The sequence below is a fragment of the Arthrobacter sp. Soil_N43 genome (assembly GCF_057655195.1).
The window spans coordinates 58,035-79,684 of record NZ_JBDGML010000092.1; the positions used below are offsets into that span (position 1 = coordinate 58,035).

The following is a 21,650-nucleotide window of genomic DNA, read 5'->3' on the forward strand; positions in this document are numbered from 1 at the left end:
AGGTTTGGACGCTTGCGGGGCGGCCGGCCTGCGGCCTGCCGCCCCGGAAAAACGTGCCGCTAGAACTCGTGAAGCAGCCGCCGGACGAACTGACGGGTGCGTTCCTGGCGCGGTGCCCGCAGCACCTCTGCCGCCGGTCCGCGCTCAACCACCACGCCGCCGTCCATGAAGATGACCTCGTCGGCCACCTGCCGGGCGAAGGCGAGCTCGTGCGTGACGATCACCATGGTCCAGCCCTCTTCGGCCAGTTCCTGGATGACGCCCAGGACATCTCCAACGAGTTCCGGGTCCAGGGCTGAAGTGGGTTCGTCGAACAGCAGAAGCTGGGGCTTCAGGGCGAGGGCACGCACAATGCCTACCCGCTGCTGTTGCCCGCCGGAAAGCTCAAACGGGTAGGCGTCGCGCTTTTCCGCCATGCCAACCCGGGCCAGCAGTTTCTCCGCCTCGGCCACCGCTTCTGCGCGCTTGCGCTTCTGCACCTGGACCGGGCCTTCGATGACGTTCTGCAGCACCGTCATGTGCGGAAAGAGGTTGTAGTGCTGGAAGACCATGGCACTGCGGTCGCGCAGGTCCGAGATGTCCTTCTTGGCCACCTTGGCGGAAAAGTCGAGCGCCAGGTCTTTGCCGGTGGCGGTGTCCGCGAAGGTGACGGTGCCGGCGTCGGGCGTTTCCAGTCCGTTCAGCGAACGGAGCACCGTGGTCTTGCCGGAGCCCGAAGGCCCGATGAGGGCAACCACGTTCCCGCGGCGCACGTCCAGGTCGATGTCCCGGAGCACCACGTTGCTGCCGAAGGCCTTGGCCAGGCTGCGGACGGACAGCACGGGTTTTGGCTGGGGCCTGCCGTCGTGGCCGGGCTCGCCTGAGGGAGCGCCGGCGGGCGGGCTAGTGGGCGACATAGCGGTCCAATCTCTTTTCGAGGGCGGATTGTCCTGAGGACAGCGCGAGGCAGATCACCCAGTAGACCAGCGCGGCTTCAAGGTACAGCACCATGAACTCTTGGCTGAAGGCGGCGATCTGCTGGGCGTTCCGGAAGAGTTCGGTGACCAGGATCAGCGAGGCCAACGAGGTGTCCTTGACCAAGGAGATGAACGTGTTGGACAGCGGCGGCACGGATACCCTGGCCGCCTGCGGGAGGATGAGGCGGCGCAGTGACTGGCCCCGCGACATGCCGATTGTGTGTCCGGCCTCCCACTGGCCCTTGGGGACGGAGAGGATGGCCGCCCGGATCACTTCCGCCGCATAGCCTCCCACGTTGAGCGAAAACGCGATGATGGCGCTGGGCCAGGGATCCAGTTTCACGCCCAGGCTTGGCAGGCCATAAAAGATCACGAAGAGCTGTACCAGCAGCGGCGTTCCGCGGATCACGGAGACGTAGAACCGCGCCGCTCCGGAGATCACGGCGTTTCGGCTGAGCCGCATGAGCGCCACCAGCAGGGCAAGGGCCAGGCCGAACGCGAACGAGGCCAGGGTCAGCGGGATGGTGCCGGTGACGGCACCGGCAATGATCGGGCCGAAGGAGCTCCAGACGAGGTCCCAGTTGAACGGCATCTACTTCGTGACGTCCGCGCCGAAGTACTTCTCCGAGATTTTGGCCAGAGTGCCGTCCGCCCGGAGATCGGCCAAGGCCTTGTCCACGGCCGCGGTGAGTTCCGTGGAACCCTTCCGGAAGACGAACGCGCTCTCCGACTTTTCCGTGGTTTCCGCGGCGATCTTAAGGCCCGAGTCCGGATTGGTCTTGGCGTAATCAAGATAGGTGAGCTTGTCATTGACGATCGCATCCACGCGGCCCTGGCGGACCAGCGTCACGCCCTGCGCCCAGCCTTCAACGGACTGGACGTTTGCGCCGGCGTCCACGGCCATTTTGTAGAAGTTGCTCGTCAGCGACTGGGCGGTGGTCTTGCCCTTGAGGCTCTCGAAGCCCGTGATGCTGCTGTTGTCCGCCTTGGTCACGATGACGCCGGTGGAGACCGTGTACGGAGTGGAGAAGTCGTACTTTGCCTTGCGTTCGGCATTGACGGAGATCTGGTTGGCGATGGTGTCGAAGCGTTTCGCGTCAAGGCCGGCGAAGATCCCGTCGAACTGGGTCTCCTCGAACTTGGCCTTCACGCCCAGCTTGTCCGCCACGGCCTTGGAGATTTCGACGTCGAACCCGGTGAGGTCGCCCGCTCCTTCGGCGTGGAAGCTGAACGGCTTGTACGTGCCTTCCGTAGCGATCACGATTTCGCCCTTGGACTTCACATCACTCAGCGAGGTGTCCGAGCCGGTGGTTGCCGATGGAGCCTGGGAGCCGCCGCAGGCGGACAGTGCCAGTGCCAGGCCGGCGAGAGTGGCGGCGATTGCACTGCGGCGGGTGTGGAGGCGGTTCATGGCGGTTCCTTCTTCTGCTGGCTGCGTAGGGGCTTCGTACCGGCAACGCCCGGGTGACGTCCTTTTATTTCGCCATCATACGGGGGCCGGAACCAGGCCTTAAACAGGCTGAGTGGGGGCGGTCCCCAACGGCCGCCACCACTCATCCCCCCAATGTATGCTCCGGCAGGCGCCACGGCCCTCCGGATTAACGGAGGCCCAGGCAGCAGCTGCTTTCACACATTCATGATTCTCTCACGGTCTAATGATTTTGTGAATCCCAACAAGCTACCTTTCAGTAAATGACGTCCCGGGTCTTTTCCCTAGACTGCGGGAGCCGATTGCCCTGACCCTGGCCAGCCAGACCAGTCCCAGTCCGAGCACGAAGAAGACCACGGCCGCGTTGTTGACAGCTGCCCGGAGGACGCCGGGCACAGGGCCCGTGAATTCAAGCAGGAACCCCGCAGCAGTGGCCGCTGCGCCGCCCGCCATGAAGCCCGCGCCGACGCGGACGAGGGCAGGCAGGCGGCTGTTGACCGAGCGGATCAGGGCGGGCAGCAGGGCCACCACGACGTACACAGGGTAGCCCCGGGCAATCGCCCAGTAGAACGGCAGGAGAGCGGCGTTCCGGGCGCTCGTGTCAGCGGTTCCTGCCAGGCCTGCCGAGGAAGATGCTGGCTCCATCAGTACAAAGATGGTCACCAGGGCAGCCGTGAAAATGCCCAGCACAGCGAGTCCGGCCGGACCCGAGATGAGACGCTGGGCGCCGGCAGCCCCAAAAGCCTTGCACACGAGCAGCGCCACCAGGTAAACCGTGGCGAAAACGATGAGCCGCAACAGGAGGTGGGCAACATTAATGCCGCCCACGGCGCCATCGATGGCCAGGTAGAACGGCTCCAGGCTGAGCACGGCCGCCGCGGTGGCCAGCAGGAAAATCAGGAAGAGCGACCGGTTCCTGCCGTGCAGGGCGCTCGGAATACGGAAGAGGGCGGCCGCGGCGCAAACGATCAAAGTGGTCCATTGCAGGATCTCGACCATGCGGGGTACCCCGGATCTTGTGGTTTGCTCGTGGACTGCTAGGTGCCGGCGGACTTCCGGGTATGCTCCGGGACCTTCCTGCGCGCCATTGCTTTGGCCAGCCAGATCAGCATCAGGCCGAAGACGAAGCACAGGATGGCGGTGTAGTTGATGATGAAGGTCAGGTATCCCACCGCCGGCGGAATCACCGGAAAGAGGAGACTCAGCGTGATGGCTATCCCGCCGACCGCCAGCAGCAGGGCGCTGATCCGGAGCATGGCCGGCAAGGTGCTGCCCGCCGCGCGCAGCATGGCAGGCAGGACGGCGAGGCACACATAGGCGGGGTAGGCGCGGCCGGCGGCACCGTAGTACTCCACCAGGAGCCTGTTCCGTTCGTCCTTGGTGAGGACTTCTAACATTCCGGCTGAGGATCCGGCCGTGTCTATCAAAGTAAAAAGAACGATGATGGCGGCCGATATCAGCCCCAGGACCACGGTTCCGGCGCGTCCCCGGATGAGCTGCAGGCCGCGGTTGTCTCCGAATCCTCTGGCGATCCGCATGCCGAGGAAGTAGATGGCGCCAAAGATGATGAAGCGCAGCAGCAGGTTGGCCACGTTCGTGTTGCCCAGGAGGCCGTCGATTGCCAGATACGGGGCCTTGATGCTCAGGAGCGTGGCCACGGTCATCAACGCAAAGATGTAGAAGAGGGACCTGTTTTTCTTGCGGACCAGGTTCGGGATCCGGGACAGGGCTGCGGCAGCGCAGGCCACCAAGGTGGTCCATTGCAGGATCTCGATCATCCCAAATTCTCCCAGATTTTTTCGGTTTGTTCGTGGTCATGTTCCTGACGGCGCAGCGCCTTCCCGAGAGTCTGGAGGCGATCTCCCGCGAGTGCGGTGACTTCCCCGTCGGACAGCCCATCCAGGGCGGCCCTGCGGGCGCCCGGCGCCCAGCCTGCTTCGGCCTCCGTGATCAGTCCGGTGGCCACGAGCCCGCCGGTCAGTCCGACGCCGGCGGCCCGGGAGGTGGCGATCGCCACTTCGGGGGCAAGCCGGTTGGCGGTCAGCTGCGCGGAATAATTTTGCGGGGCGATTCCCGTGGCGGCGGAGACGCGGTGCCGGAGTTCGCCGTCGTCGATTGCGTCCACCCAGTTCTTCACGGAGGTCGAGTGGGGTACGGGGCTGAGTTCCCATGATTCGGCGGGCGGGCGGCCCGTTGACTCCTCGGTCCCGGCGCCGCCCTCTTCCGGCGCTGTGCGGGCGATGACCGCGCGCAACAGGTCCACGGTGGCGATTTGGCTGACCAGCTCCTGCCGGGTGGGCGGGACGAGGGGGCCGGCGAGGTCGCGGTAAACCTCGAAGTAGGCAAGGGAAGTTACAGGATTCACATTGAACGCCCGGCTGATGCTGACCACAGTTGCCTCGGCCACCTTGCCCCGGACGAGCTGCTGGGCCAAGGTGGTTCGCTTGACGTTTGACAGCCTGCAGACGTCGGCCATGCTGGTGTCGGGTGCAATGCCGTGCAGCCAGCGCTGGAACGCTTTGGCGGGGAGTGGCATGGAACGCTCTCTGCTGAACGAATAATTGGCACGACGGTAGCTGCCGGCACTATCGATTTTACGCGGGCCGCTGCTTCCACTATGCTAGTTTCTCGAACCCGCTGGTCCGTACACCCCCCAAGTCCGGACCAGCGGGTTCTTTCATGCCCGCCGGAATTCCGGGCCGATCCGGGCAGCGGTGAGAGGATGGACAGATGACGGCAACCCTAGTTGCGAAGGACCTGGTGGGCGGTCATGACCACCGCACCCTCTTCTCAAGACTGTCCCTGACCGTGGCGCCCGGGGACGTCGTCGGCGTGGTCGGGGCGAACGGAGCCGGTAAGTCCACCCTGCTCCGGCTCCTTGCCGGAGTGGATGAGCCGCAGGACGGAACGGTCAGCCTGGCTCCCGCGGATGCCTTCGTGGGCTGGCTCCCGCAGGAACACGAGCGGGTCGCGGGCGAGACGGTGGCCGCCTACATAGCCCGCCGCACCGGCTGCGCCAGCGCCACCGCCGACATGGAGGCCACCGCCGAGGCGCTCGGCGGGGGAGCACCCGGCGCGGACGATGCGTACTCGTTGGCCTTCGACCGCTGGATGGCCTCCGGCGCAGCCGACCTGGACGAGCGGATCCCCCCTGTCCTCGCCGACCTCGGCCTGGACGTCGGGGCGGACGCGGACATGACGGGGCTTTCCGGCGGGCAGGCCGCAAGGGTGGCGCTCGCGGCCCTGCTGCTGAGCCGCTTCGACATCGTGCTGCTGGATGAGCCGACGAACGACCTCGACCTGGACGGCCTTGCCAAGCTGGAGGCCTTCGTCCAAGGGCTGCGCGGAGGCGCCGTGCTGGTCTCGCATGACCGCGAGTTCCTGGCCCGATGCGTGACCACGATCGTTGAGCTGGACCTCGCCCAGAACACGGTGGCCGTCTACGACGGCGGCTACGAGGCGTTCCTCGAGGAGCGCGCCGTCGCCCGCCGGCACGCCCGCGAACGGTACGAGGAGTTCGCCTCCACGAAGGCGGATCTGGTGTCCCGGGCACGCACCCAGCGCGAGTGGAGCTCCCAGGGCGTCCGGAACGCGATGAAGAAAAACCCGGATAACGACAAGATCCGGCGCGCGGCCAGCACCGAGTCGTCCGAGAAGCAGGCGCAAAAGGTCCGGCAGATGGAATCGCGCATCGCCCGCCTCGACGTGGTGGAAGAGCCCCGGAAGGAATGGCAGCTGCAGTTCAGCATCGGCCAGGCGCCGCGCTCAAGCTCCGTGGTGGCGACGCTCCGGGACGCCGTGGTCCGACAGGGGGACTTCACGCTCGGACCGGTCAACCTGCAGCTCAACGCCGGTGAGCGGATCGGGATCACCGGCCCGAACGGTGCAGGCAAGTCAACACTGCTCCGCCTGCTGCTAGGCCTTCAGGAACCGGATTCCGGGAACGTCTCCAGAGGGGCCTCGGTGGCTGTCGGCGAGATTGACCAGGCCCGCGGGCTGCTGGCTGGCCACCTGAAGCTGGGCGACGCTGTCGAAGCTGTGCTGGCCGACCAGACACCGGCAGAGGTCCGCACCCTGCTGGCCAAATTCGGCCTCAAGGCAGACCACACGTCCCGCGCCGTGGACTCGCTCTCGCCGGGCGAACGCACGCGCGCCGCCCTGGCCCTGTTGCAGGCCCGCGGTGTCAACCTGCTGGTCCTGGACGAGCCAACCAACCACCTGGACCTGCCGGCCATCGAACAGCTGGAGGAAGCCTTGGAGAGCTACGAGGGCGCGCTCCTGCTGGTCACCCACGACCGCCGCCTCCTGGAGAATGTCCGGCTTGATGCGCGCTGGAACGTGGGCAACGGCGCGGTCACTGAAGCCATGACCGGAAAAATGGAGCAGAAAAAATGAGCATGGATGGCGTCGCCTGGCGCTCGCTGTACAACATCACCCGGGCCAAGAGCGGCTCCAAGCCGTTCTCCAAGGAGACGCTGAAACGCGTCATGGGCTTCGCCCGGCCGCACCGGGGCAAGCTCATCGCCTTCGTGGCCGTATCGGTGGCCATGGCCTTCCTCGCCGTGGCAACACCGGTCCTTGCCGGCCAGGTGGTCGATGCCATCGTCGCCGCGGCCGGAACGGGCGAAGTGATCCGCCTGGCGGCATTGATCGCCGGCGTGGCCGTCGCCGAAGCCGCGCTAGGCATGGTGAGCCGCTGGCTGTCCTCCACCATTGGGGAAGGTGTCATTGTCGACCTGCGCACCCGGGTGTTCGACCACGTGCAGAAAATGCCCATCGCCTTCTTCACCCGGACTCGCACCGGCGCCCTCGTCAGCCGGCTGAACAACGACGTCATCGGTGCCCAGTCGGCCTTCGCCGGGACGCTGTCCGGGGTGGTGAGCAACGTCGTCGCCCTCATACTCACCCTCGCGGTCATGCTCAACACCTCCTGGCTGGTCACCGTGCTGGCCATGGTCCTGCTGCCCATCTTCCTCATCCCTGCCCGGCGGATGGGCTCCAAGCTGGCGGACCTGCGCCGCGAAGCCGCGGAGCACAACGCGGCCATGGGCACCCAGATGACGGAACGCTTTTCGGCTCCCGGGGCCACCCTCGTCAAGCTCTTCGGCCGCCCCGCCGACGAATCCCGCGAGTTCGCCCTGCGTGCCGGCCGCGTCCGTGACATCGGCGTGCGGACCGCGATGCTGCAGTTCACGTTCGTGACCGCGCTGACGCTGGTGTCGGCCCTCGCGCTCGCCCTGGTGTACGGCCTGGGAGGCTGGCTCGCCATTGAAGGCCAGCTCGCCCCGGGCGACGTCGTGGTGCTGGCATTGCTGCTCACCCGCCTCTACGCGCCGCTCACCGCGCTGTCCAACGCCCGCGTGGAGATCATGAGCGCCCTCGTCAGCTTTGAACGCGTCTTCGAAATCCTTGACCTCAAGCCGCTCATCCAGGAAAAGCCGGACGCGGTGGAGGTCCCGCCGGGGCCTGTCGCCGTTGAATTCGACGATGTGCGGTTTGCCTACCCTTCGGCGGACAAGGTCTCCCTGGCGTCGCTGGAGGAAGTCTCCACCTTGGACACGCGCGGCGGCGAAGAGGTGCTGCACGGCATCAGCTTCCGGGTGGAACCGGGGCAGACTGTGGCGCTGGTGGGCTCCTCCGGTGCGGGGAAGTCAACCATCGCGCAGCTTCTCTCGCGGCTTTACGACGTCGATTCCGGGGCCGTGCGCCTCGGCGGCCGCGGTGCCGCAGCAGGGCTGGACGTCCGCGACCTGACCTTCGACTCGATGCGCGCCACCCTCGGCATGGTGACCCAGGACGGGCACCTTTTCCACGAATCCATCGCCTCTAACCTGCGGCTGGCCCGTCCCGATGCCACCGAGGAGGACATGTGGGATGTGCTGCGCCAGGCACGGCTTGAGTACATGATCCGGTCGCTTCCGGACGGGCTGGACACCGTGGTGGGGGAGCGCGGGTACCGGCTCTCCGGCGGGGAGCGCCAGCGCCTCACCATCGCCCGGTTGCTGATCGCCCAGCCACGCGTGGTCATCTTGGACGAGGCCACAGCGGCACTGGACTCCACCAACGAAGCTGCCGTTCAGGCGGCGCTGGGCGCGGCACTCGAGGGGCGCACCGCCGTCGTGATTGCCCACCGGCTGTCCACGATCCGCGCCGCGGATGTCATCCTCGTGGTGGAGGACGGCTCGATCGTGGAGCGCGGCACCCATACGGAGCTGCTCGCCGCCGACGGCCGCTACGCCGAGCTGTACCGGACGCAGTTTGCCGAGGCCACCGCAGTGGCTGAGGAAGCCGTCCCGGAACTCTAGACGATATGAAGTGTGGTGGGCCGGTGCTGACGTAGGACTGGAACCTCGGGTTCAAAGAGGTTCGTGGGTTGCCGGTCTGGTCTTTCCGCCCGAAGGTGCGGGGTGTGGATTGGCAGAGCCACATTTGAACGTCTGGAGGTTCCAGCCATGAATAGGCGTACTTACGTCGGTTTGGATGTCCATGTACGCAGCGTGAAGGGCTGCGCGATCGACCTCGAAACCGGCGAGATCCTGCGGCAGAGCTTGGCCGCTAACGATGCCGGGATCGCCGAGTGGGTTTCCGGATTGCCGGGTCCGGTCCTCGTTGTCATGAGGCAGGTCCGACGGGATTCGGGTTGGCCCGGCTACTGACCGGTGCGGGGATCGAGTGCCTGGTCGCGGCACCCTCGAAGCTTCAGTGACCGCCCGGGGACCGGGTGAAGACCGATGCGCGCGATGCTGAGCATCTTGCCCGGTTGGCCCTGCTGGGACAAATAGCCCCGGTGCGGGTCCCAAGCCCGGCGGACGAGGCTGCCCGTGATCTGGTGCGCGCCAGCGAGGACGTCCGCGCGGATCTGATGAGGGCCAGACATCGGATCTCGAAACTCCTGCTGCGCCACGGTCTGGTCTACTCGGGCGGACATGCCTGGACCGATGCCACTACACGTGGCTGCACCGGCAGGGGTTCGATGATCCTGCCCTGCAGGCCGCCTACGAGGCCAGCCTGGAAGCGGCAGAACTGACATTGGATCGCAGGAACCGTCTGGACGCGAAGATCACCGCCCTGTACCCAGCCATCAGATCGATGACAGAGACATGGGCAGGGCCCTGGAGGAATGTCTCCAGGGCCCTGCCCCTATGCCAGGCCGTCCGGCCGGTTTGCTGAGGCGCTACCGGAAGATGTTGTAGCTGCCCCAGCCCGAGCCGATGATGGTGCGCGCACCCCAGGTCCCTTGGCTGAACGGGTAGTGCGCGAGCCTGCCGTCTGTCAGCCGGCTGATGAGGGCATGGACTCCGGGGCGGAAGCCCGTCACTTTGGTGATGCTATTGATGATGTTCCAGCCGGTGCCGACCCGCTTTCTTGGCTCTGAGATGAAGCTGCCGGCCCCATTCGAGCGGTACAGCATGAGGTTACCGTCACTGCGTTTAGCGAGGACGTCCTGTTTCCCGTCCTGGTCGAAGTCCGCCATGGTGAGGTACAGGCCGCTCCATCCGGTTCCGGTCCGGACTCGGGGACTCAAGGTTGTTCCGGCACTGTTGCCGTAGTACCACAGCGATCCGCCGGAGTCATAGGCCAGGATGCCCGGGTACTTGTCGGTCGTCCGCCAGCGGCCAACCATCACGTGGTAAGTGCCCCATCCTTTGCTGATAGTTTGGCCGGGGGCGAGTCCTCCGCCATGCTTTCCTTGGTAGTAGATCATCCGCCCGTCTTTCCACTGCGCCATGATGTCGTAGACGCCGTCCGCATTCCAGTCGATCACGAACCCCTTCGACAGCCCAGACCAGCCTCCGCCGATCCTTTCCCGGGGCAGCATGCCGCCTTGGCCGTTCGCCCGGTAGTTCCACAGCACACCGTCAGAAGCGACCGCCAAGGTGTCAGCGTCACTGCCAATAGTGGGGCGGGACGGAGGGGGGGCCGTTGCCGAACCAATTTTGATGGTGGTGGCAACGCTGGGCACTCCGGTGTTGTCCATCGCAAAGAGCAGGTAGTTGCCCGGTACCAGCACGCCGGTGTCCGCCGGCAGCTTCAGCGATGCGGTGTTGCCCGACACGGCGGTGGCGGTCAGCGGAATCCGCCGCTGGTCGGTGTTAACGGTGTGCGTCACCGTGCTCATCCGCATGAGGGAGAACTTGGTGTTCGGGGCTGCGGTGGTGACCGGAATGGTGCTGCCGGGCAGGGCGGCGGCAGGTGCAGTCACGATCCTCGGCCGGACGCGCGGGGTGCCGTCTGCGTTCAGCAGGTACGGCGGCGTGAAGATCTGTCCGTCCAAGTGGTTGGTGTTGCAGGCGCCTTCGCACAGCCCGCCGCCGCCCACGAATACCCGACCGTCTGCCAGCAACGTGGCGACGCTGTGGTACGTCCGGGGAATGGCCATCGGGGCCAGCGTGGTCCATAGCCCGGTCTCCGGGTTCCAGATTTCCGGAGACATCCTGGCCTCCGTGTCGGTGAACGGACGAGGAGTGGCCTGACCGCCGATCACAAGCACCTGGCCATCGGGCAAGGCGACTCCGTTGGCGAATGCCCGGCTGACGGCCATGTTGGCCGTCTTAGCCACGGTGACTCCGTTGTTGATGTTGATGGTGTACGCCCGTGACGTCGAAGCCACACCTGAGTAGGCGGGGGCCCCGCCCACGGTGAGGATCTTGCCGATGTCGTACATCACGGCGTTACCGTTCATAGCGTCCGCGCTGTCGGAGCGCAGGCCAGCCGGGGTGGTGCTGCCAGCTCCTGTGGTGGAGATCCAGTTCATCTGGCTGCTCGGCCCAGCCTGGAACACACGGCCGCCAGAGGCGGCGAATAACCATGCATGATTATCTGAACGGAATTCGCCGGCCGGATCCTTAGTCAGGATGCTGTCAGACAGTACATTTGGCAGAGTCCGCCAGCCTCCAACCGAGGACCAGACCTCGCCGTGCTTGTTGCCGACGCCGCCCGACCATGAGCCGCCGATAGTGAAGACCTCACCAGTGGACGTGGTCACGTTGGACTGGTATCCGCGTGGGATATTCATGGTCGGACCCGCGCTCCAAGTGTTCGTTCCTGGGTTGTACAGGGTGGTTTTCGAGCTGTTGCCGCCGCCGCCGATCATGATCCGCCCGTCCGCCAGCATTGAAGTCCCCGGGCAGAACATGTCGTGGCCGGTATTGGCCACCTGGGTCTGCGTCACGGCATTGGTTGAAAGATTCAGGATGGACGTTGCAGTGGTACCCCTGGCGCCGCCGTAGGTTGTGGGGGAGTAGGCGGCCCAGGTAAGCAGCTTGTTGCCGGGCAGCAGCGCCGCCGAGGCCGGGACAATCGGGAAGTTGATGGTGGGACCCCAGGCACCCGGCGATCCGCTCGCCACTGCCTGAGTCGTAAGGGTGCCGCTGGTCTGGCCGATGAGGTTGATCTCAGCGGCGTGGCTCCACGGTCCGCGATTGCCGGCTTCGGCAGTGGCGCGCAGCTGGACGTAGCGCCCCGTGACCGGAGCGAAGGTCACACTTTTCTCGTCGCTGGTGTCTGCCCATGTGCCGCTGGCCACCGGGTTTCCCCAAGTGGTGCCGTTGGTGCTCACCGTGATCTCGAAGCTGCCGATCCGCCCGTTGGGTTCGGTCGATGGGAGGTAGCGGAAACCTGAAATGGATTGGGTAACCTTGGTGTCGATTGTGAGCGTATGCGGCATTGGGGCGGCAGGTGAAGTCTTCTTGCTGTGCCAGAACGTGCCGGTGTCCCCATCAAGCACATTGGTGGCACCGGCGCTCTCGATCGAAATCTCTTCGTCGCTGGCCGAAACCGTCCACCCGTCCCGTGGCAACGGAGGCGGAGCAGGCTCCGCCGCGCTGGCTGGGAGCACCGGGATGTGCTCGTGCGGTCCGGGCGGCGCGCTGGAGGCGTCGTCGTGCGGAACCACGGCAACGTACCCCGTGATCAGCAGGAATGCGGCCGTAACTGCGGATACAATTCGAAACATCAGCGCCTCCGTCTGGCTTCAGCCCCCCACGACAAGACGAAGGCTAGGCCGGGCAGGTTGGGAAAACCTTGGACGGCAGATGAAGGCATTGAAGGGTCGAAGGCACGGGTGATGTGCAGGCCTGCGACGAAGGGCGTCAGGTGTGTGCGGTACCCCGCGCGTCCGGTGCGGCCAGCGCCGGCAGGATGTGGTCCGTGAGCAGGGGCGCGAGGTCGGCGGGCAGCTCTGCCGCCAGGTCCAGCCAGCGGATTTCTGCGATCTCGGCAGAGGGGTGGGCAATCCAGGTGCCCGGCGCGCGGAAAACAGTTGCCTCGATTTCCGTTGCCGCCTCATTGGCCGCGTCCGCGAGCCACACGCCCATGAGCTCCAGCTCGCGCGGGTCAACAACGATCCCCACTTCTTCCTCGAGCTCCCGCGCTGCGGCCTGCACCGCGGTCTCGCCGGGCTCGGGCTTCCCTCCCGGATGCATGAACTTATCCGTGCCGCGCTTGCGGACGGTCAGGAGCCGTCCGGCGGCGTCGTAGACGCAGACGGCGGAGACGATGATGCGCGGATTCACGCGTACGAGCCTATCTGTTCGCCTTCGTGTGCCGCAGGCTGCCGGCGGAGCACGGATTCCAGCAACAGGTCCTTGCGGGGCCCCGCCACGTCCCAGGCATAGCTGAACGCGTCCGGGCCGAGCAGCGAGTACCTGACGCGGTAGGTATCGGGATCGCACCAGTGCCGGTCCTGGCTTGCGTCCGCGGAAAAGCTCATCCGGTGGAACGGGCGGCCGTCGGGAAATGTCATGTCGAGGGCGTCGGGGGAGTCCGTGGGCTTGAGGAGGTAGTCCCGCATGGCAGGGCCGGTGAAGGTCCCGCCGCCCGAATTCGGCCAGCGCACGGTGCCTTCCTCGTGAAAGCGCAGCTGGCCGCCGTCGTCCGTTTCGGAAAAAACCACGACGCCGGTAAAGGTTCCGCGGGTGCCCGCTGCGCGGTCAAAAAGGGTCCGTTCCACGGACCAGCGTCCCCCGGACGCGTTTGCCTGGGATGCGCCTGCCTGGGACGTGCCCAACAGGTAGGCGCGGAGCCCGGAGTACGGCTGCAGATTCAAGTGCCCTCGATTGGAATCGAACCAACGACACCGGCTTTAGGAGAGCCGTGCTCTATCCACTGAGCTACGAGGGCGGGCGTCCGCCGCTGCCGGCTGAGGGCCGGCCCGTTCGGACACGCTTACAAGCATACAAGGTACCGGCACGTACTACGCTCTTGGCATGGCCGCCGCAGCACAAGCACCGTCCGCCCGGGGAACATTCCTGCCCGACACCGCCTCCACGAGGCAGTACATCGGCGCCTGGGCCGTGCTGAGCGTGGTCCAGTATTTCGTGGCCGAGGCGGCCGTGATCGGTGCCTGGGCCGGCCCTGAACCCTACGACCGCCGGACCGGCTTCATCAGCGACCTCGGCGCCGTCTATTGCGGCGTTTTTCATGAACGGGATGTCTGCTCGCCGCTGCACCCGCTGATGAACGCCTCGTTTGTGGTGCAGGGGCTGGGAATGCTGCTGGGTGCCCTGCTGCTGAGTTCGGCGCTGCTGCGGATTGCCGCCCGCCCCGGAGTGCGGGTGGCGGCCAGCCACAGCGGCGAGGTGCCGTGGTACGCGGCGGTTGGCACGCGCGTCCTCACCGGAACGGCCGGCGCCGGAACCATCATTGTGGGGCTGGTGCCGGAGGACATAAACACCATGTGGCACTATACGGGTGCTGTCATGTACTTCGCCGCCGGATCCTTCGCGCTGCTGCTGCTGGGCGGCCTGTGGCTGGGGCAGACACCGCTGGGCAGGTTCATCCTCGCGTGCGGCGTCGTGTCCCTCGGCGCTCTGGTCACTGGTGGTGTGACCGACATGAAAGTGCCCGAGCCCGGCACGTTGGAGCGGCTGATGGGGTATCCGATCACGATCGGCCTGAGCGCTGCCGGCCTGGTCGTGGCCCAGCGCGTCCATCACGAACGAGCGGTCCACAAGGCACTCAGGGCTGGCGCGGACTAGTCACCCGCGCTTATGTTCCCGGGCCTATCTTCCCGGGCCCGCGTCAGTCTGCCGTCCTGGGGGGAATGGCCTGCGCAGCACGCTTCCTGGGACGGCGTCCCAGGAAGACGGCGGCTCCGCCGGCAAGCAGGCTCAGCACCAGCAGCACCCAGCCCGCCACGGTCAGGAAGGACGCCAAGGCGACCTGTCCGGCATCGAGCGTCGGAGCGGACACCATGGCGTCGATGGCCACGTTCCCCCAGAGCCGGGTCACCACGAACAGCAGTGGCAGGGACCACATCGCCCAGCGGAGCGGTTTCCTCGCCACGTTCGTGCCGATGAGGAGGAGCCACGTGAAGCCGAAGATCACCGGGAACAGCGTGCCTGCGGTTTTATGGAGGTAGTTGAGCTGGCCGATGGCGTCGCCGCTCAGGACGCGGCGCAGTTGCTCCACGAAGCCCGGATCAAAGCCTCCGATGAGCGAATCGGGCATCGGCAGGCCGCCGGAGAGCTGCGTGAGCTGGTTCAGCGTCAGCAGGTGGAGGTACCAGAAGAGGAAAAGGCTGGCCACCACTCCCGCGATGACGATGAGGCTGCCGTTGTTCTGGGCCTTCTGCGGAGTGCGGTCCGTGGTGGGATTGATCACCGGTGGCAGATGGTGCTGGGGGACCGCAGCCTTTGTGCCGTGCTTCTTGATCCGCTGTGCAGGAGTCTTGGCCATGCGTCCATTATCGCCCGCCGGCTCTGCCGCCTGTTCACTGCCTGTGGCCGCCGATAGGCTGGGGGACGTGACGGAACTTGGCAGACACAAACTGGGAAAACACAGCGCGGCGAACCTGAATCCCGCCCTCGACGACTTTGAGCTGGCGTCCGCGCTGGTTCGCGAGGCCGGCATGCTGGCCCTGATGATGCGGCAGGGGGGCCTTGACTCCCAGCGCAAAACCTCAGTGTCCGACATCGTCACGGCGGCAGACCACGCCGCCGAGGCCTATGTTCTGGAGCAGCTGCAGCGCTGCCGGCCCGAGGACGGCGTCCTCGGCGAGGAAGGCGCATCCGTCCGCGGAAGCAGCGGCCGCACGTGGGTCATCGATCCCGTCGACGGCACCTACAACTTCATGAGCGGGTCCACCTACTGGTGCTCCGCCATTGCCCTCAAAGACGACTCGGACGTGCTGCTCGGCGCCATCTTCCAGCCGGAGGAGGACAAGCTCTGGCTGGGCGGCACGGGACGCGCGGCCACCCTGAACGGCGATCCCCTCACCACGTTCCAGACGGACGGGGCCGGCCGCAGCGCGGCGCCGCTCGCCGACATCGGTGCCGCCACCTACATCCATCCCCGCTGGCTCGCGGACCCTATGTGCGCCATGCCTTGGCATGCTGCGGCAACGTCGGCCGCCACGCTGCGGATGCTGGGCTCCGGTTCATGTGACCTGGGCCGTGTGGCCGACGGCGAGCTCGGCTGCTGGTTCCAGCACAGCTGCCCCGAATGGGACTGGCTGCCCGGGAAAGCGATCGTGCTCGCCGCCGGCGGCGCCGTGGGAAGCGTCTCCGTGAACGGCCTGGAATGGTTCATGGCCGGGGGCGCGACGGCGGTGCATCAGTTGCGGGCCGCCCTCGAGTCAGGCTCCGTGGACTAGCTCCGCAGTTATCCACAGGGGCGGAATCCAGTGTCAGCCCCACCGCCTAGACTTGTAGTCACCATGGATATGTTGTTTGACCCGTACGCTGACGGACCTTTCAAAGCCGGCACCCACACGGCCGCTCTTACCAAGTCGCGCCCGGAACCCGGCCTGGCACCGGCCGCATTCGGCGGCGGAGGCCATGCCTCGGGGGAACCCGGCCAGCCGGAACCCGTCACGCCGGGACCCGACGGCGGTGCGGGCGGCAACTGGGCCCGGCCCGCGCTGCCTGACGCCGGCGCCCTGCTGCAGGGGCTGAACCCGCAGCAGGAAGAGGCCGTCAAACATGCCGGCAGCGCACTGCTGATCGTGGCCGGTGCGGGCTCGGGCAAGACCCGCGTGCTCAGCAACCGGATCGCGTACCTGATCGCCACCCGGCGGGCCCACCACGGCGAGATCCTGGCCATCACGTTCACCAACAAGGCCGCGGCGGAAATGCGGGAACGCATCGAGGCCCTCGTGGGCGGCCGGGCCAAGACCATGTGGATTTCCACGTTCCACTCGTCCTGCGTGCGGATCCTGCGCCGCGAAGCCGCCAACGTGGGGCTCAAGTCCAACTTCTCCATCTATGACTCCGCGGACTCCCTGCGGCTTGTCACACAGGTGTCCAAGAGCCTGGACCTGGACCCCAAGAAGTTCGCGCCCAAGGCCATCCAGCACAAGATCTCGGCGCTCAAGAACGAACTGATTGACGCGGACGCGTATTTGTCCTCAGCCAACCACAACGATCCCTTCGAGCAGGCCGTGGCCGATGTCTTCAAGGGCTACACCCAGCGCCTGCGCCAGGCGAACGCCATGGACTTCGATGACCTCATCGCCGAGACGGTCTACATGTTCCGTGCCTTCCCGGCGCTCGCCGAGTCCTACCGGCGGCGTTTCCGGCACGTGCTGGTGGACGAATACCAGGACACCAACCACGCCCAGTACGCGCTGGTCCGGGAAATCGTGGGCGAGGGACCCGGTGCCGCGGAACTCACTGTCGTGGGCGATTCCGATCAATCCATCTACGCCTTCCGCGGCGCCGACATCCGCAACATCGTGGAGTTCGAAAAGGACTACCCGGACGCCCGCACCATCAAGCTCGAACAGAACTACCGCTCCACCCAGAACATCCTGAGTGCGGCCAACTCCGTCATTTCGCGCAACCCGAACCGGCCCGAGAAGCGGCTGTGGACCGCGGAGGGCGAAGGCCACAAGATCATCGGCTACGTGGGCGAAAACGAACATGACGAAGCACAGTTCATCGCCAAGGAAATCGACCGGCTGCAGGACGAGGACAACCTCCGGCCCGGCGACGTCGCCATCTTCTACCGCACCAACGCGCAGTCCCGCTCCATCGAAGATGTCCTGGTCCGCGTTGGCCTGCCGTACAAGGTGGTGGGCGGCACGCGCTTCTACGAGCGCAAGGAAATCAAGGACGCGCTCGCGTACCTCCGCGTGCTGGTCAACCCCGACGACGACGTCAACCTCCGCCGCGTCCTGAACGAACCCAAACGCGGCATCGGCGACCGCGCCGAGGGGGCCGTGGCCGCACTGGCCGAACGTGAACGTACCTCTTTCATGGACGCCGCACGCCGCGCCGACCAGGCCCCCGGCATGGCCACCCGCTCGGTCAACGCCGTGCTGGGCTTCGTGAAGCTCCTCGACGACCTCGCCGAGGTCGCCGCAGGCTCCGGAGCAGCCGCCGCGCTCGAAGCGGTGCTGGAACAGACCGGCTACCTCGCCGGGCTGCGCTCCAGCACGGACCCGCAGGACGAATCCCGCGTGGAGAACCTGGCGGAACTCGTCGCCGTCGTCCGTGAATACGAGCAGGAGAACCCGGAGGGGTCACTCGGCGCCTTCCTGGAGCAGGTCTCCCTCGTGGCCGATGCCGACCAGATCCCGGACGCCCCGGCGGGTACCGCCGAAGACATGGCCGCCGCGGTGGCCGAGGCCAAGCGCCTGGGCGTCGTCACCCTCATGACGCTGCACACGGCCAAGGGCCTCGAATTCCCCGTGGTGTTCCTCACCGGGATGGAGCACGGGCTCTTCCCGCATCAGCGCTCCGCTACGGATCCGAAGGAGCTCGCCGAGGAACGCCGGCTCGCCTATGTGGGCCTGACCCGGGCCCGGAAGCGGCTGTACGTCACCCGCTCCGAAGTCCGGAGCATGTGGGGCCAGAGCCAGTACAACCCCGCCAGCCAGTTCCTGGAGGAGATCCCCGCCGAACTCGTCGAATGGAAGCGCGAGGGCACCAGCCGGCAGACGGGCGGCTGGGGGAGCGGCGCATCGATCGGCTCCAGCCGCTACGGCGGATCCTTCTGGGGCGCAGGGACTGCCCGGGGCGGGAAAGCTGACGCCTCGGCTGGCTTCAATGCGGACGTTCCCGCCGCCGTCGCGAAAAACCGGGTGCAGCCGCAAAAGGAAGTGATCGCGGTCAGTGTGGGGGACAAGGTCAATCACACCAGCTTCGGCAACGGCACGGTGCTGGCAGTGGAAGGTGCGGGGGATAAGACGGTGGCGAAGGTGAAGTTCGACGTCGGCGAGAAGCGGCTGCTGCTGCGCTACGCGCCGCTGACCAAACTCGACGCCTGACCGTGGCGGTGCGCAGTCCGCTCGCGACTGCCGCGGTTGCGGTCCTCGCCGTGCTGTCCGGCACTGGCTGTTCCGTCACCGTGCCGGATCCCGGGTACACCCCGCCGCCGCCGTTGCCGGCCCTCGAACAGCTCCGGCAGGCGCCGCTGACCGACGCCGCCGCGTACCGGACCGCCGACGACGTGCTTGCCTTTGTCACGGCTGACCGGAACATCGTGTGCGCCCTGACGTCCGCGCGCGGCCCGCACCTGAACCTGCCCTACGAATTGAACAACTTCGGTGATTCAGCCAACAGGAAACTGGACACAGTTCCCGTGGCGCACTGCGAGTTGGCGGTGTACCCCGAGCCACAGGCTGAAGACATTCGGGACAACTGCGGCGGAACTGACCTGGGCTATCTCGGGGGAGCCGCCCTGCTCACGCCGGGCCGGGCCACCTACGGGGAATGCCGGTCCGGTGTCACCGCGATGGAATCCGCGTTTGGGCCCCAAGGAACCAGGGACGGCGTGATCGCCGCGCTTCCCGTCCTCCCCGAGGGTGGAAACCTCGAACGCAACGGCCTGAGGTGTTCGGCGTACGACTCCGGCGTGGCCTGCGGCAACGTCACGGGCGGCGTTGCGTTCGTCGTCAGCCGCGATCATTACGAAGTCATCTCCGGCGGGGGCAGAAAGCCCTCCACGTCACCGCCTGAGGCCCCAAAAACCCCGTAATCATGCGGTTTTTCTACGCTCTATAGAATAGTGTCCTTACTCACATAACAGGTAGTCTGGAAAGGCCTTGTCCCCATTAAGGACTAGAGTTCCCAGAGGAGCATTGCGCTGCGTGGCTCGTCTCCGGACCTGCCGCAGGGCGCGTTTATTCCGCAGTCCGGTCCACATCTGTGGTGTTTTCCGGCTGTACAGAAACTACTTCGACGTAGAAGGACACTAAACCGTGGACCTGTTTGAATATCAGGCGCGCGATATGTTCGAGGCGCACGGTGTACCCGTGCTTGCTGGCATCGTGGCGCATACCCCTGAAGAAGCAAAGGCAGCTGCCGAGAAGATCGGCGGCGTAACTGTCGTCAAGGCGCAGGTTAAGGTCGGTGGCCGCGGCAAGGCCGGCGGCGTCAAGGTTGCCAAGTCCGCCGACGAGGCGCTTGAGCACTCCACCAACATCCTGGGCATGGACATCAAGGGCCACACTGTTAACAAAGTGATGATCGCCCAGGGTGCGGACATCGCCGAGGAATACTACTTCTCCGTCCTGCTGGACCGGGCCAACCGCAACTACCTGGCCATGTGCTCGGTTGAGGGCGGCATGGAAATCGAGCAGCTCGCCGTCGAACGCCCCGAGGCGCTGGCCAAGGTTGCCATCGACCCCGCCGTGGGCATCGACCAGGCCAAGGCAGACGAAATCGTCGCCGAAGCCGGTTTCGCTGAGGAACTGCGCGGCAAAGTCGCCGCCGTCATCCTCAAGCTCTGGGATGTCTTCAAGAAGGAAGACGCCACCCTCGTGGAGGTCAACCCCCTGGTCAAGACCGGCGCGGGTGACATCGTTGCCCTCGACGGCAAGGTGACCCTGGACGAGAACGCTGACTTCCGCCACGCCAAGCACGCGCTCCTGGAGGACAAGGACGCTGCCGATCCGCTCGAGGCCAAGGCCAAGGCGCAGGACCTGAACTACGTCAAGCTTGACGGTGAGGTAGGCATCATCGGCAACGGTGCAGGCCTCGTGATGTCCACCCTGGACGTCGTCGCCTACGCCGGCGAGAACCACGGCAACGTCAAGCCCGCCAACTTCCTGGACATCGGCGGTGGAGCTTCCGCCGAGGTCATGGCTGCAGGCCTCGACGTCATCCTGGGCGACGAGCAGGTCAAGTCTGTGTTCGTGAACGTCTTCGGCGGCATCACCGCCTGTGACGCTGTTGCCAAGGGCATCGTGGGCGCACTGGCCGAGCTTGGCCACTCCGCCAACAAGCCCCTGGTTGTCCGTCTCGACGGCAACAACGTGGAAGAAGGCCGCCGCATCCTGGCCGAGGCCAACCACCCGCTGGTTACCCTGGCCGCCACCATGGACGAGGGCGCCGACAAGGCCGCCGAGCTCGCCAACGCAGCCCGCTGATCGAGCCTGTCGAGATCTAGGAAAGAAAACATGTCTATTTATCTGAACAAGGACTCCAAGGTCATCGTCCAGGGCATCACGGGCGGCGAAGGCACCAAGCACACCGCCCTCATGCTCAAGGCCGGCACCAACATCGTGGGCGGCGTCAACGCCCGCAAGGCCGGCACCACCGTCCTGCACGGCGACAACGAAATCACCGTCTTCGGCACCGTCAAGGAAGCCATCGCTGAGACCGGCGCCGACGTCTCCATCGTTTTCGTTCCGCCGGCCTTCACCAAGAACGCCGTCGTTGAAGCCATCGAGGCAGGCATCGGCCTGGTCGTTGTCATCACCGAAGGCGTTCCTGTCCAGGACTCCGCCGAGTTCTGGGCACTGGCCCAGTCCAAGCTGGACGCCGACGGCAACCAGGTCACCCGCATCATCGGACCGAACTGCCCCGGCATCATCACCCCGGGTGAAGCCCTGGTCGGCATCACCCCGGCGAACATCACCGGCAAGGGCCCCATCGGCCTGGTATCCAAGTCCGGCACGCTGACCTACCAGATGATGTACGAACTGCGCGACCTTGGCTTCTCCACCGCCATCGGCATCGGCGGCGACCCCATCATCGGCACCACGCACATCGACGCGCTGGCTGCTTTCGAGGCTGACCCGGAGACCAAGGCGATCGTCATGATCGGCGAAATCGGCGGCGACGCCGAAGAGCGCGCTGCGGACTTCATCAAGGCCAATGTCACCAAGCCGGTTGTCGGCTACGTGGCAGGCTTCACCGCGCCGGAAGGCAAGACCATGGGCCACGCAGGCGCCATCGTCTCCGGCTCCGCCGGTACCGCACAGGCCAAGAAGGAAGCCCTCGAGGCCGCCGGCGTCAAGGTTGGCAAGACGCCGTCCGAGACCGCCACGCTGCTGCGCGAGGTTTACGCAGCTCTGTAGTTCCACAGGGACATCAGCT

General features: G+C 65.9%; 21 protein-coding genes and 1 tRNA gene. 10 read left to right on the forward strand and 12 right to left on the reverse strand.

Translation table 11 applies throughout. From position 1 onward, the window contains the following. Positions 1–59: 59 nt before the first annotated feature. The 6 genes from AC3A3W_RS11210 to AC3A3W_RS11235 form a co-directional block, all read right to left on the reverse strand. Positions 60–896: an amino acid ABC transporter ATP-binding protein gene (locus AC3A3W_RS11210; protein ID WP_487442789.1), complete on the reverse strand. Its 837-nt coding sequence runs from the start codon at positions 894–896 to the stop codon at positions 60–62. After that, a complete protein-coding gene (locus tag AC3A3W_RS11215; RefSeq protein ID WP_205653412.1) occupies positions 883–1,548 on the reverse strand; it encodes an amino acid ABC transporter permease in 666 nt (221 codons plus the stop codon). Before AC3A3W_RS11215 ends, AC3A3W_RS11210 begins: the two co-directional genes overlap by 14 nt. Beyond that, on the reverse strand, positions 1,549–2,367 hold the full coding sequence (locus AC3A3W_RS11220) for an amino acid ABC transporter substrate-binding protein (RefSeq protein ID WP_487442791.1): 819 nt from the start codon (positions 2,365–2,367) through the stop codon (positions 1,549–1,551). Between the two features lie 267 nt (positions 2,368–2,634). Next, positions 2,635–3,384, reverse strand: a complete 750-nt coding sequence (locus tag AC3A3W_RS11225; RefSeq protein ID WP_487442793.1) for a hypothetical protein — start codon at positions 3,382–3,384, stop codon at positions 2,635–2,637. A gap of 38 nt (positions 3,385–3,422) precedes the next feature. Then, on the reverse strand, positions 3,423–4,163 hold the full coding sequence (locus AC3A3W_RS11230) for a hypothetical protein (RefSeq protein WP_487442795.1): 741 nt from the start codon (positions 4,161–4,163) through the stop codon (positions 3,423–3,425). Beyond that, a complete protein-coding gene (locus tag AC3A3W_RS11235) occupies positions 4,160–4,921 on the reverse strand; it encodes a hypothetical protein (protein WP_487442797.1) in 762 nt (253 codons plus the stop codon). The genes AC3A3W_RS11230 and AC3A3W_RS11235 overlap by 4 nt, the downstream gene beginning before the upstream one ends. A gap of 194 nt (positions 4,922–5,115) precedes the next feature. On the opposite strand from AC3A3W_RS11235, the gene AC3A3W_RS11240 reads away from it, so the two are divergent. The 3 genes from AC3A3W_RS11240 (at position 5,116) to AC3A3W_RS11250 (ending at position 9,041) form a co-directional block, all read left to right on the forward strand. Continuing rightward, the gene (locus tag AC3A3W_RS11240) at positions 5,116–6,780 is read left to right on the forward strand and encodes an ABC-F family ATP-binding cassette domain-containing protein (protein WP_487442799.1); all 1,665 of its coding nucleotides are present in this window, start codon (positions 5,116–5,118) and stop codon (positions 6,778–6,780) included. Beyond that, a complete protein-coding gene (locus AC3A3W_RS11245) occupies positions 6,777–8,690 on the forward strand; it encodes an ABC transporter ATP-binding protein (protein WP_487442801.1) in 1,914 nt (637 codons plus the stop codon). Before AC3A3W_RS11240 ends, AC3A3W_RS11245 begins: the two co-directional genes overlap by 4 nt. A 147-nt stretch (positions 8,691–8,837) precedes the next feature. Further along, positions 8,838–9,041, forward strand: a complete 204-nt coding sequence (locus AC3A3W_RS11250; RefSeq protein ID WP_487442802.1) for a hypothetical protein — start codon at positions 8,838–8,840, stop codon at positions 9,039–9,041. Here the strand turns inward: AC3A3W_RS11250 and AC3A3W_RS11255 are convergent. Next, positions 9,035–9,262: a hypothetical protein gene (locus AC3A3W_RS11255; protein ID WP_487442920.1), complete on the reverse strand. Its 228-nt coding sequence runs from the start codon at positions 9,260–9,262 to the stop codon at positions 9,035–9,037. The genes AC3A3W_RS11250 and AC3A3W_RS11255 overlap by 7 nt on opposite strands. On the opposite strand from AC3A3W_RS11255, the gene AC3A3W_RS11260 reads away from it, so the two are divergent. Next, positions 9,164–9,412: a hypothetical protein gene (locus AC3A3W_RS11260; protein ID WP_487442909.1), complete on the forward strand. Its 249-nt coding sequence runs from the start codon at positions 9,164–9,166 to the stop codon at positions 9,410–9,412. The two genes, AC3A3W_RS11255 and AC3A3W_RS11260, sit on opposite strands and share 99 nt — an antisense overlap. 147 nt (positions 9,413–9,559) lie before the next feature. Here the strand turns inward: AC3A3W_RS11260 and AC3A3W_RS11265 are convergent, their stop codons facing one another. The 4 genes from AC3A3W_RS11265 to AC3A3W_RS11280 all read right to left on the reverse strand — a co-directional run bounded on the left by AC3A3W_RS11265 (position 9,560) and on the right by AC3A3W_RS11280 (position 13,506). After that, complete coding sequence (locus tag AC3A3W_RS11265) at positions 9,560–12,340, reverse strand: discoidin domain-containing protein (protein WP_487442804.1); 2,781 nt, start codon at positions 12,338–12,340, stop codon at positions 9,560–9,562. Between the two features lie 136 nt (positions 12,341–12,476). Further along, positions 12,477–12,899 (reverse strand): NUDIX hydrolase, encoded by a 423-nt coding sequence (locus AC3A3W_RS11270; protein WP_205653404.1) that lies wholly within the window; start codon positions 12,897–12,899, stop codon positions 12,477–12,479. Continuing rightward, positions 12,896–13,432, reverse strand: a complete 537-nt coding sequence (locus AC3A3W_RS11275) for a DUF6314 family protein (RefSeq protein WP_487442806.1) — start codon at positions 13,430–13,432, stop codon at positions 12,896–12,898. The genes AC3A3W_RS11270 and AC3A3W_RS11275 overlap by 4 nt, the downstream gene beginning before the upstream one ends. 1 nt (position 13,433) lies before the next feature. Beyond that, a tRNA-Arg gene (locus tag AC3A3W_RS11280) sits at positions 13,434–13,506 on the reverse strand. Positions 13,507–13,592: 86 nt separating this feature from the next. On the opposite strand from AC3A3W_RS11280, the gene AC3A3W_RS11285 reads away from it, so the two are divergent. Beyond that, positions 13,593–14,363: a DUF998 domain-containing protein gene (locus tag AC3A3W_RS11285; RefSeq protein ID WP_487442808.1), complete on the forward strand. Its 771-nt coding sequence runs from the start codon at positions 13,593–13,595 to the stop codon at positions 14,361–14,363. Between the two features lie 43 nt (positions 14,364–14,406). Here AC3A3W_RS11285 and AC3A3W_RS11290 read toward each other — a convergent pair whose 3' ends face one another. Further along, positions 14,407–15,063 carry a hypothetical protein gene (locus tag AC3A3W_RS11290; protein WP_487442810.1) on the reverse strand — a complete coding sequence of 219 codons (657 nt, stop codon included), beginning with the start codon at positions 15,061–15,063 and terminating at the stop codon, positions 14,407–14,409. A 67-nt stretch (positions 15,064–15,130) separates the two neighbouring features. Here AC3A3W_RS11290 and AC3A3W_RS11295 point away from each other — a divergent pair, with 67 nt between their 5' ends. The 5 genes from AC3A3W_RS11295 to sucD all read left to right on the forward strand — a co-directional run bounded on the left by AC3A3W_RS11295 (position 15,131) and on the right by sucD (position 21,631). Then, entirely contained in the window at positions 15,131–15,979 is an 849-nt protein-coding gene (locus tag AC3A3W_RS11295; protein ID WP_487442812.1) for an inositol monophosphatase family protein, read from the forward strand. Positions 15,980–16,042: 63 nt separating this feature from the next. After that, entirely contained in the window at positions 16,043–18,595 is a 2,553-nt protein-coding gene (pcrA, locus tag AC3A3W_RS11300) for a DNA helicase PcrA (RefSeq protein ID WP_487442814.1), read from the forward strand. A gap of 2 nt (positions 18,596–18,597) precedes the next feature. Beyond that, positions 18,598–19,305, forward strand: a complete 708-nt coding sequence (locus tag AC3A3W_RS11305) for a hypothetical protein (RefSeq protein ID WP_487442816.1) — start codon at positions 18,598–18,600, stop codon at positions 19,303–19,305. Positions 19,306–19,528: 223 nt separating this feature from the next. Then, positions 19,529–20,698 carry an ADP-forming succinate--CoA ligase subunit beta gene (gene sucC, locus AC3A3W_RS11310; RefSeq protein WP_205653399.1) on the forward strand — a complete coding sequence of 390 codons (1,170 nt, stop codon included), beginning with the start codon at positions 19,529–19,531 and terminating at the stop codon, positions 20,696–20,698. Positions 20,699–20,728: 30 nt separating this feature from the next. Then, complete coding sequence (gene sucD, locus AC3A3W_RS11315; RefSeq protein WP_205653398.1) at positions 20,729–21,631, forward strand: succinate--CoA ligase subunit alpha; 903 nt, start codon at positions 20,729–20,731, stop codon at positions 21,629–21,631. Positions 21,632–21,650: the final 19 nt, after the last annotated feature.

What these genes read in the sequence shown, in the direction of transcription:
- AC3A3W_RS11210 (WP_487442789.1), bottom strand. Translation starts at nt 896, where the DNA reads ATGTCGCCCACTAGCCCGCCCGCCGGCGCTCCCTCAGGCGAGCCCGGC.
- AC3A3W_RS11215 (WP_205653412.1), bottom strand. Translation starts at nt 1,548, where the DNA reads ATGCCGTTCAACTGGGACCTCGTCTGGAGCTCCTTCGGCCCGATCATT.
- AC3A3W_RS11220 (WP_487442791.1), bottom strand. Translation starts at nt 2,367, where the DNA reads ATGAACCGCCTCCACACCCGCCGCAGTGCAATCGCCGCCACTCTCGCC.
- AC3A3W_RS11225 (WP_487442793.1), bottom strand. Translation starts at nt 3,384, where the DNA reads ATGGTCGAGATCCTGCAATGGACCACTTTGATCGTTTGCGCCGCGGCC.
- AC3A3W_RS11230 (WP_487442795.1), bottom strand. Translation starts at nt 4,163, where the DNA reads ATGATCGAGATCCTGCAATGGACCACCTTGGTGGCCTGCGCTGCCGCA.
- AC3A3W_RS11235 (WP_487442797.1), bottom strand. Translation starts at nt 4,921, where the DNA reads ATGCCACTCCCCGCCAAAGCGTTCCAGCGCTGGCTGCACGGCATTGCA.
- AC3A3W_RS11240 (WP_487442799.1), top strand. Translation starts at nt 5,116, where the DNA reads ATGACGGCAACCCTAGTTGCGAAGGACCTGGTGGGCGGTCATGACCAC.
- AC3A3W_RS11245 (WP_487442801.1), top strand. Translation starts at nt 6,777, where the DNA reads ATGAGCATGGATGGCGTCGCCTGGCGCTCGCTGTACAACATCACCCGG.
- AC3A3W_RS11250 (WP_487442802.1), top strand. Translation starts at nt 8,838, where the DNA reads ATGAATAGGCGTACTTACGTCGGTTTGGATGTCCATGTACGCAGCGTG.
- AC3A3W_RS11255 (WP_487442920.1), bottom strand. Translation starts at nt 9,262, where the DNA reads ATGTCTGGCCCTCATCAGATCCGCGCGGACGTCCTCGCTGGCGCGCAC.
- AC3A3W_RS11265 (WP_487442804.1), bottom strand. Translation starts at nt 12,340, where the DNA reads ATGTTTCGAATTGTATCCGCAGTTACGGCCGCATTCCTGCTGATCACG.
- AC3A3W_RS11285 (WP_487442808.1), top strand. Translation starts at nt 13,593, where the DNA reads ATGGCCGCCGCAGCACAAGCACCGTCCGCCCGGGGAACATTCCTGCCC.
- AC3A3W_RS11290 (WP_487442810.1), bottom strand. Translation starts at nt 15,063, where the DNA reads ATGGCCAAGACTCCTGCACAGCGGATCAAGAAGCACGGCACAAAGGCT.
- pcrA (WP_487442814.1), top strand. Translation starts at nt 16,043, where the DNA reads ATGGATATGTTGTTTGACCCGTACGCTGACGGACCTTTCAAAGCCGGC.
- sucD (WP_205653398.1), top strand. Translation starts at nt 20,729, where the DNA reads ATGTCTATTTATCTGAACAAGGACTCCAAGGTCATCGTCCAGGGCATC.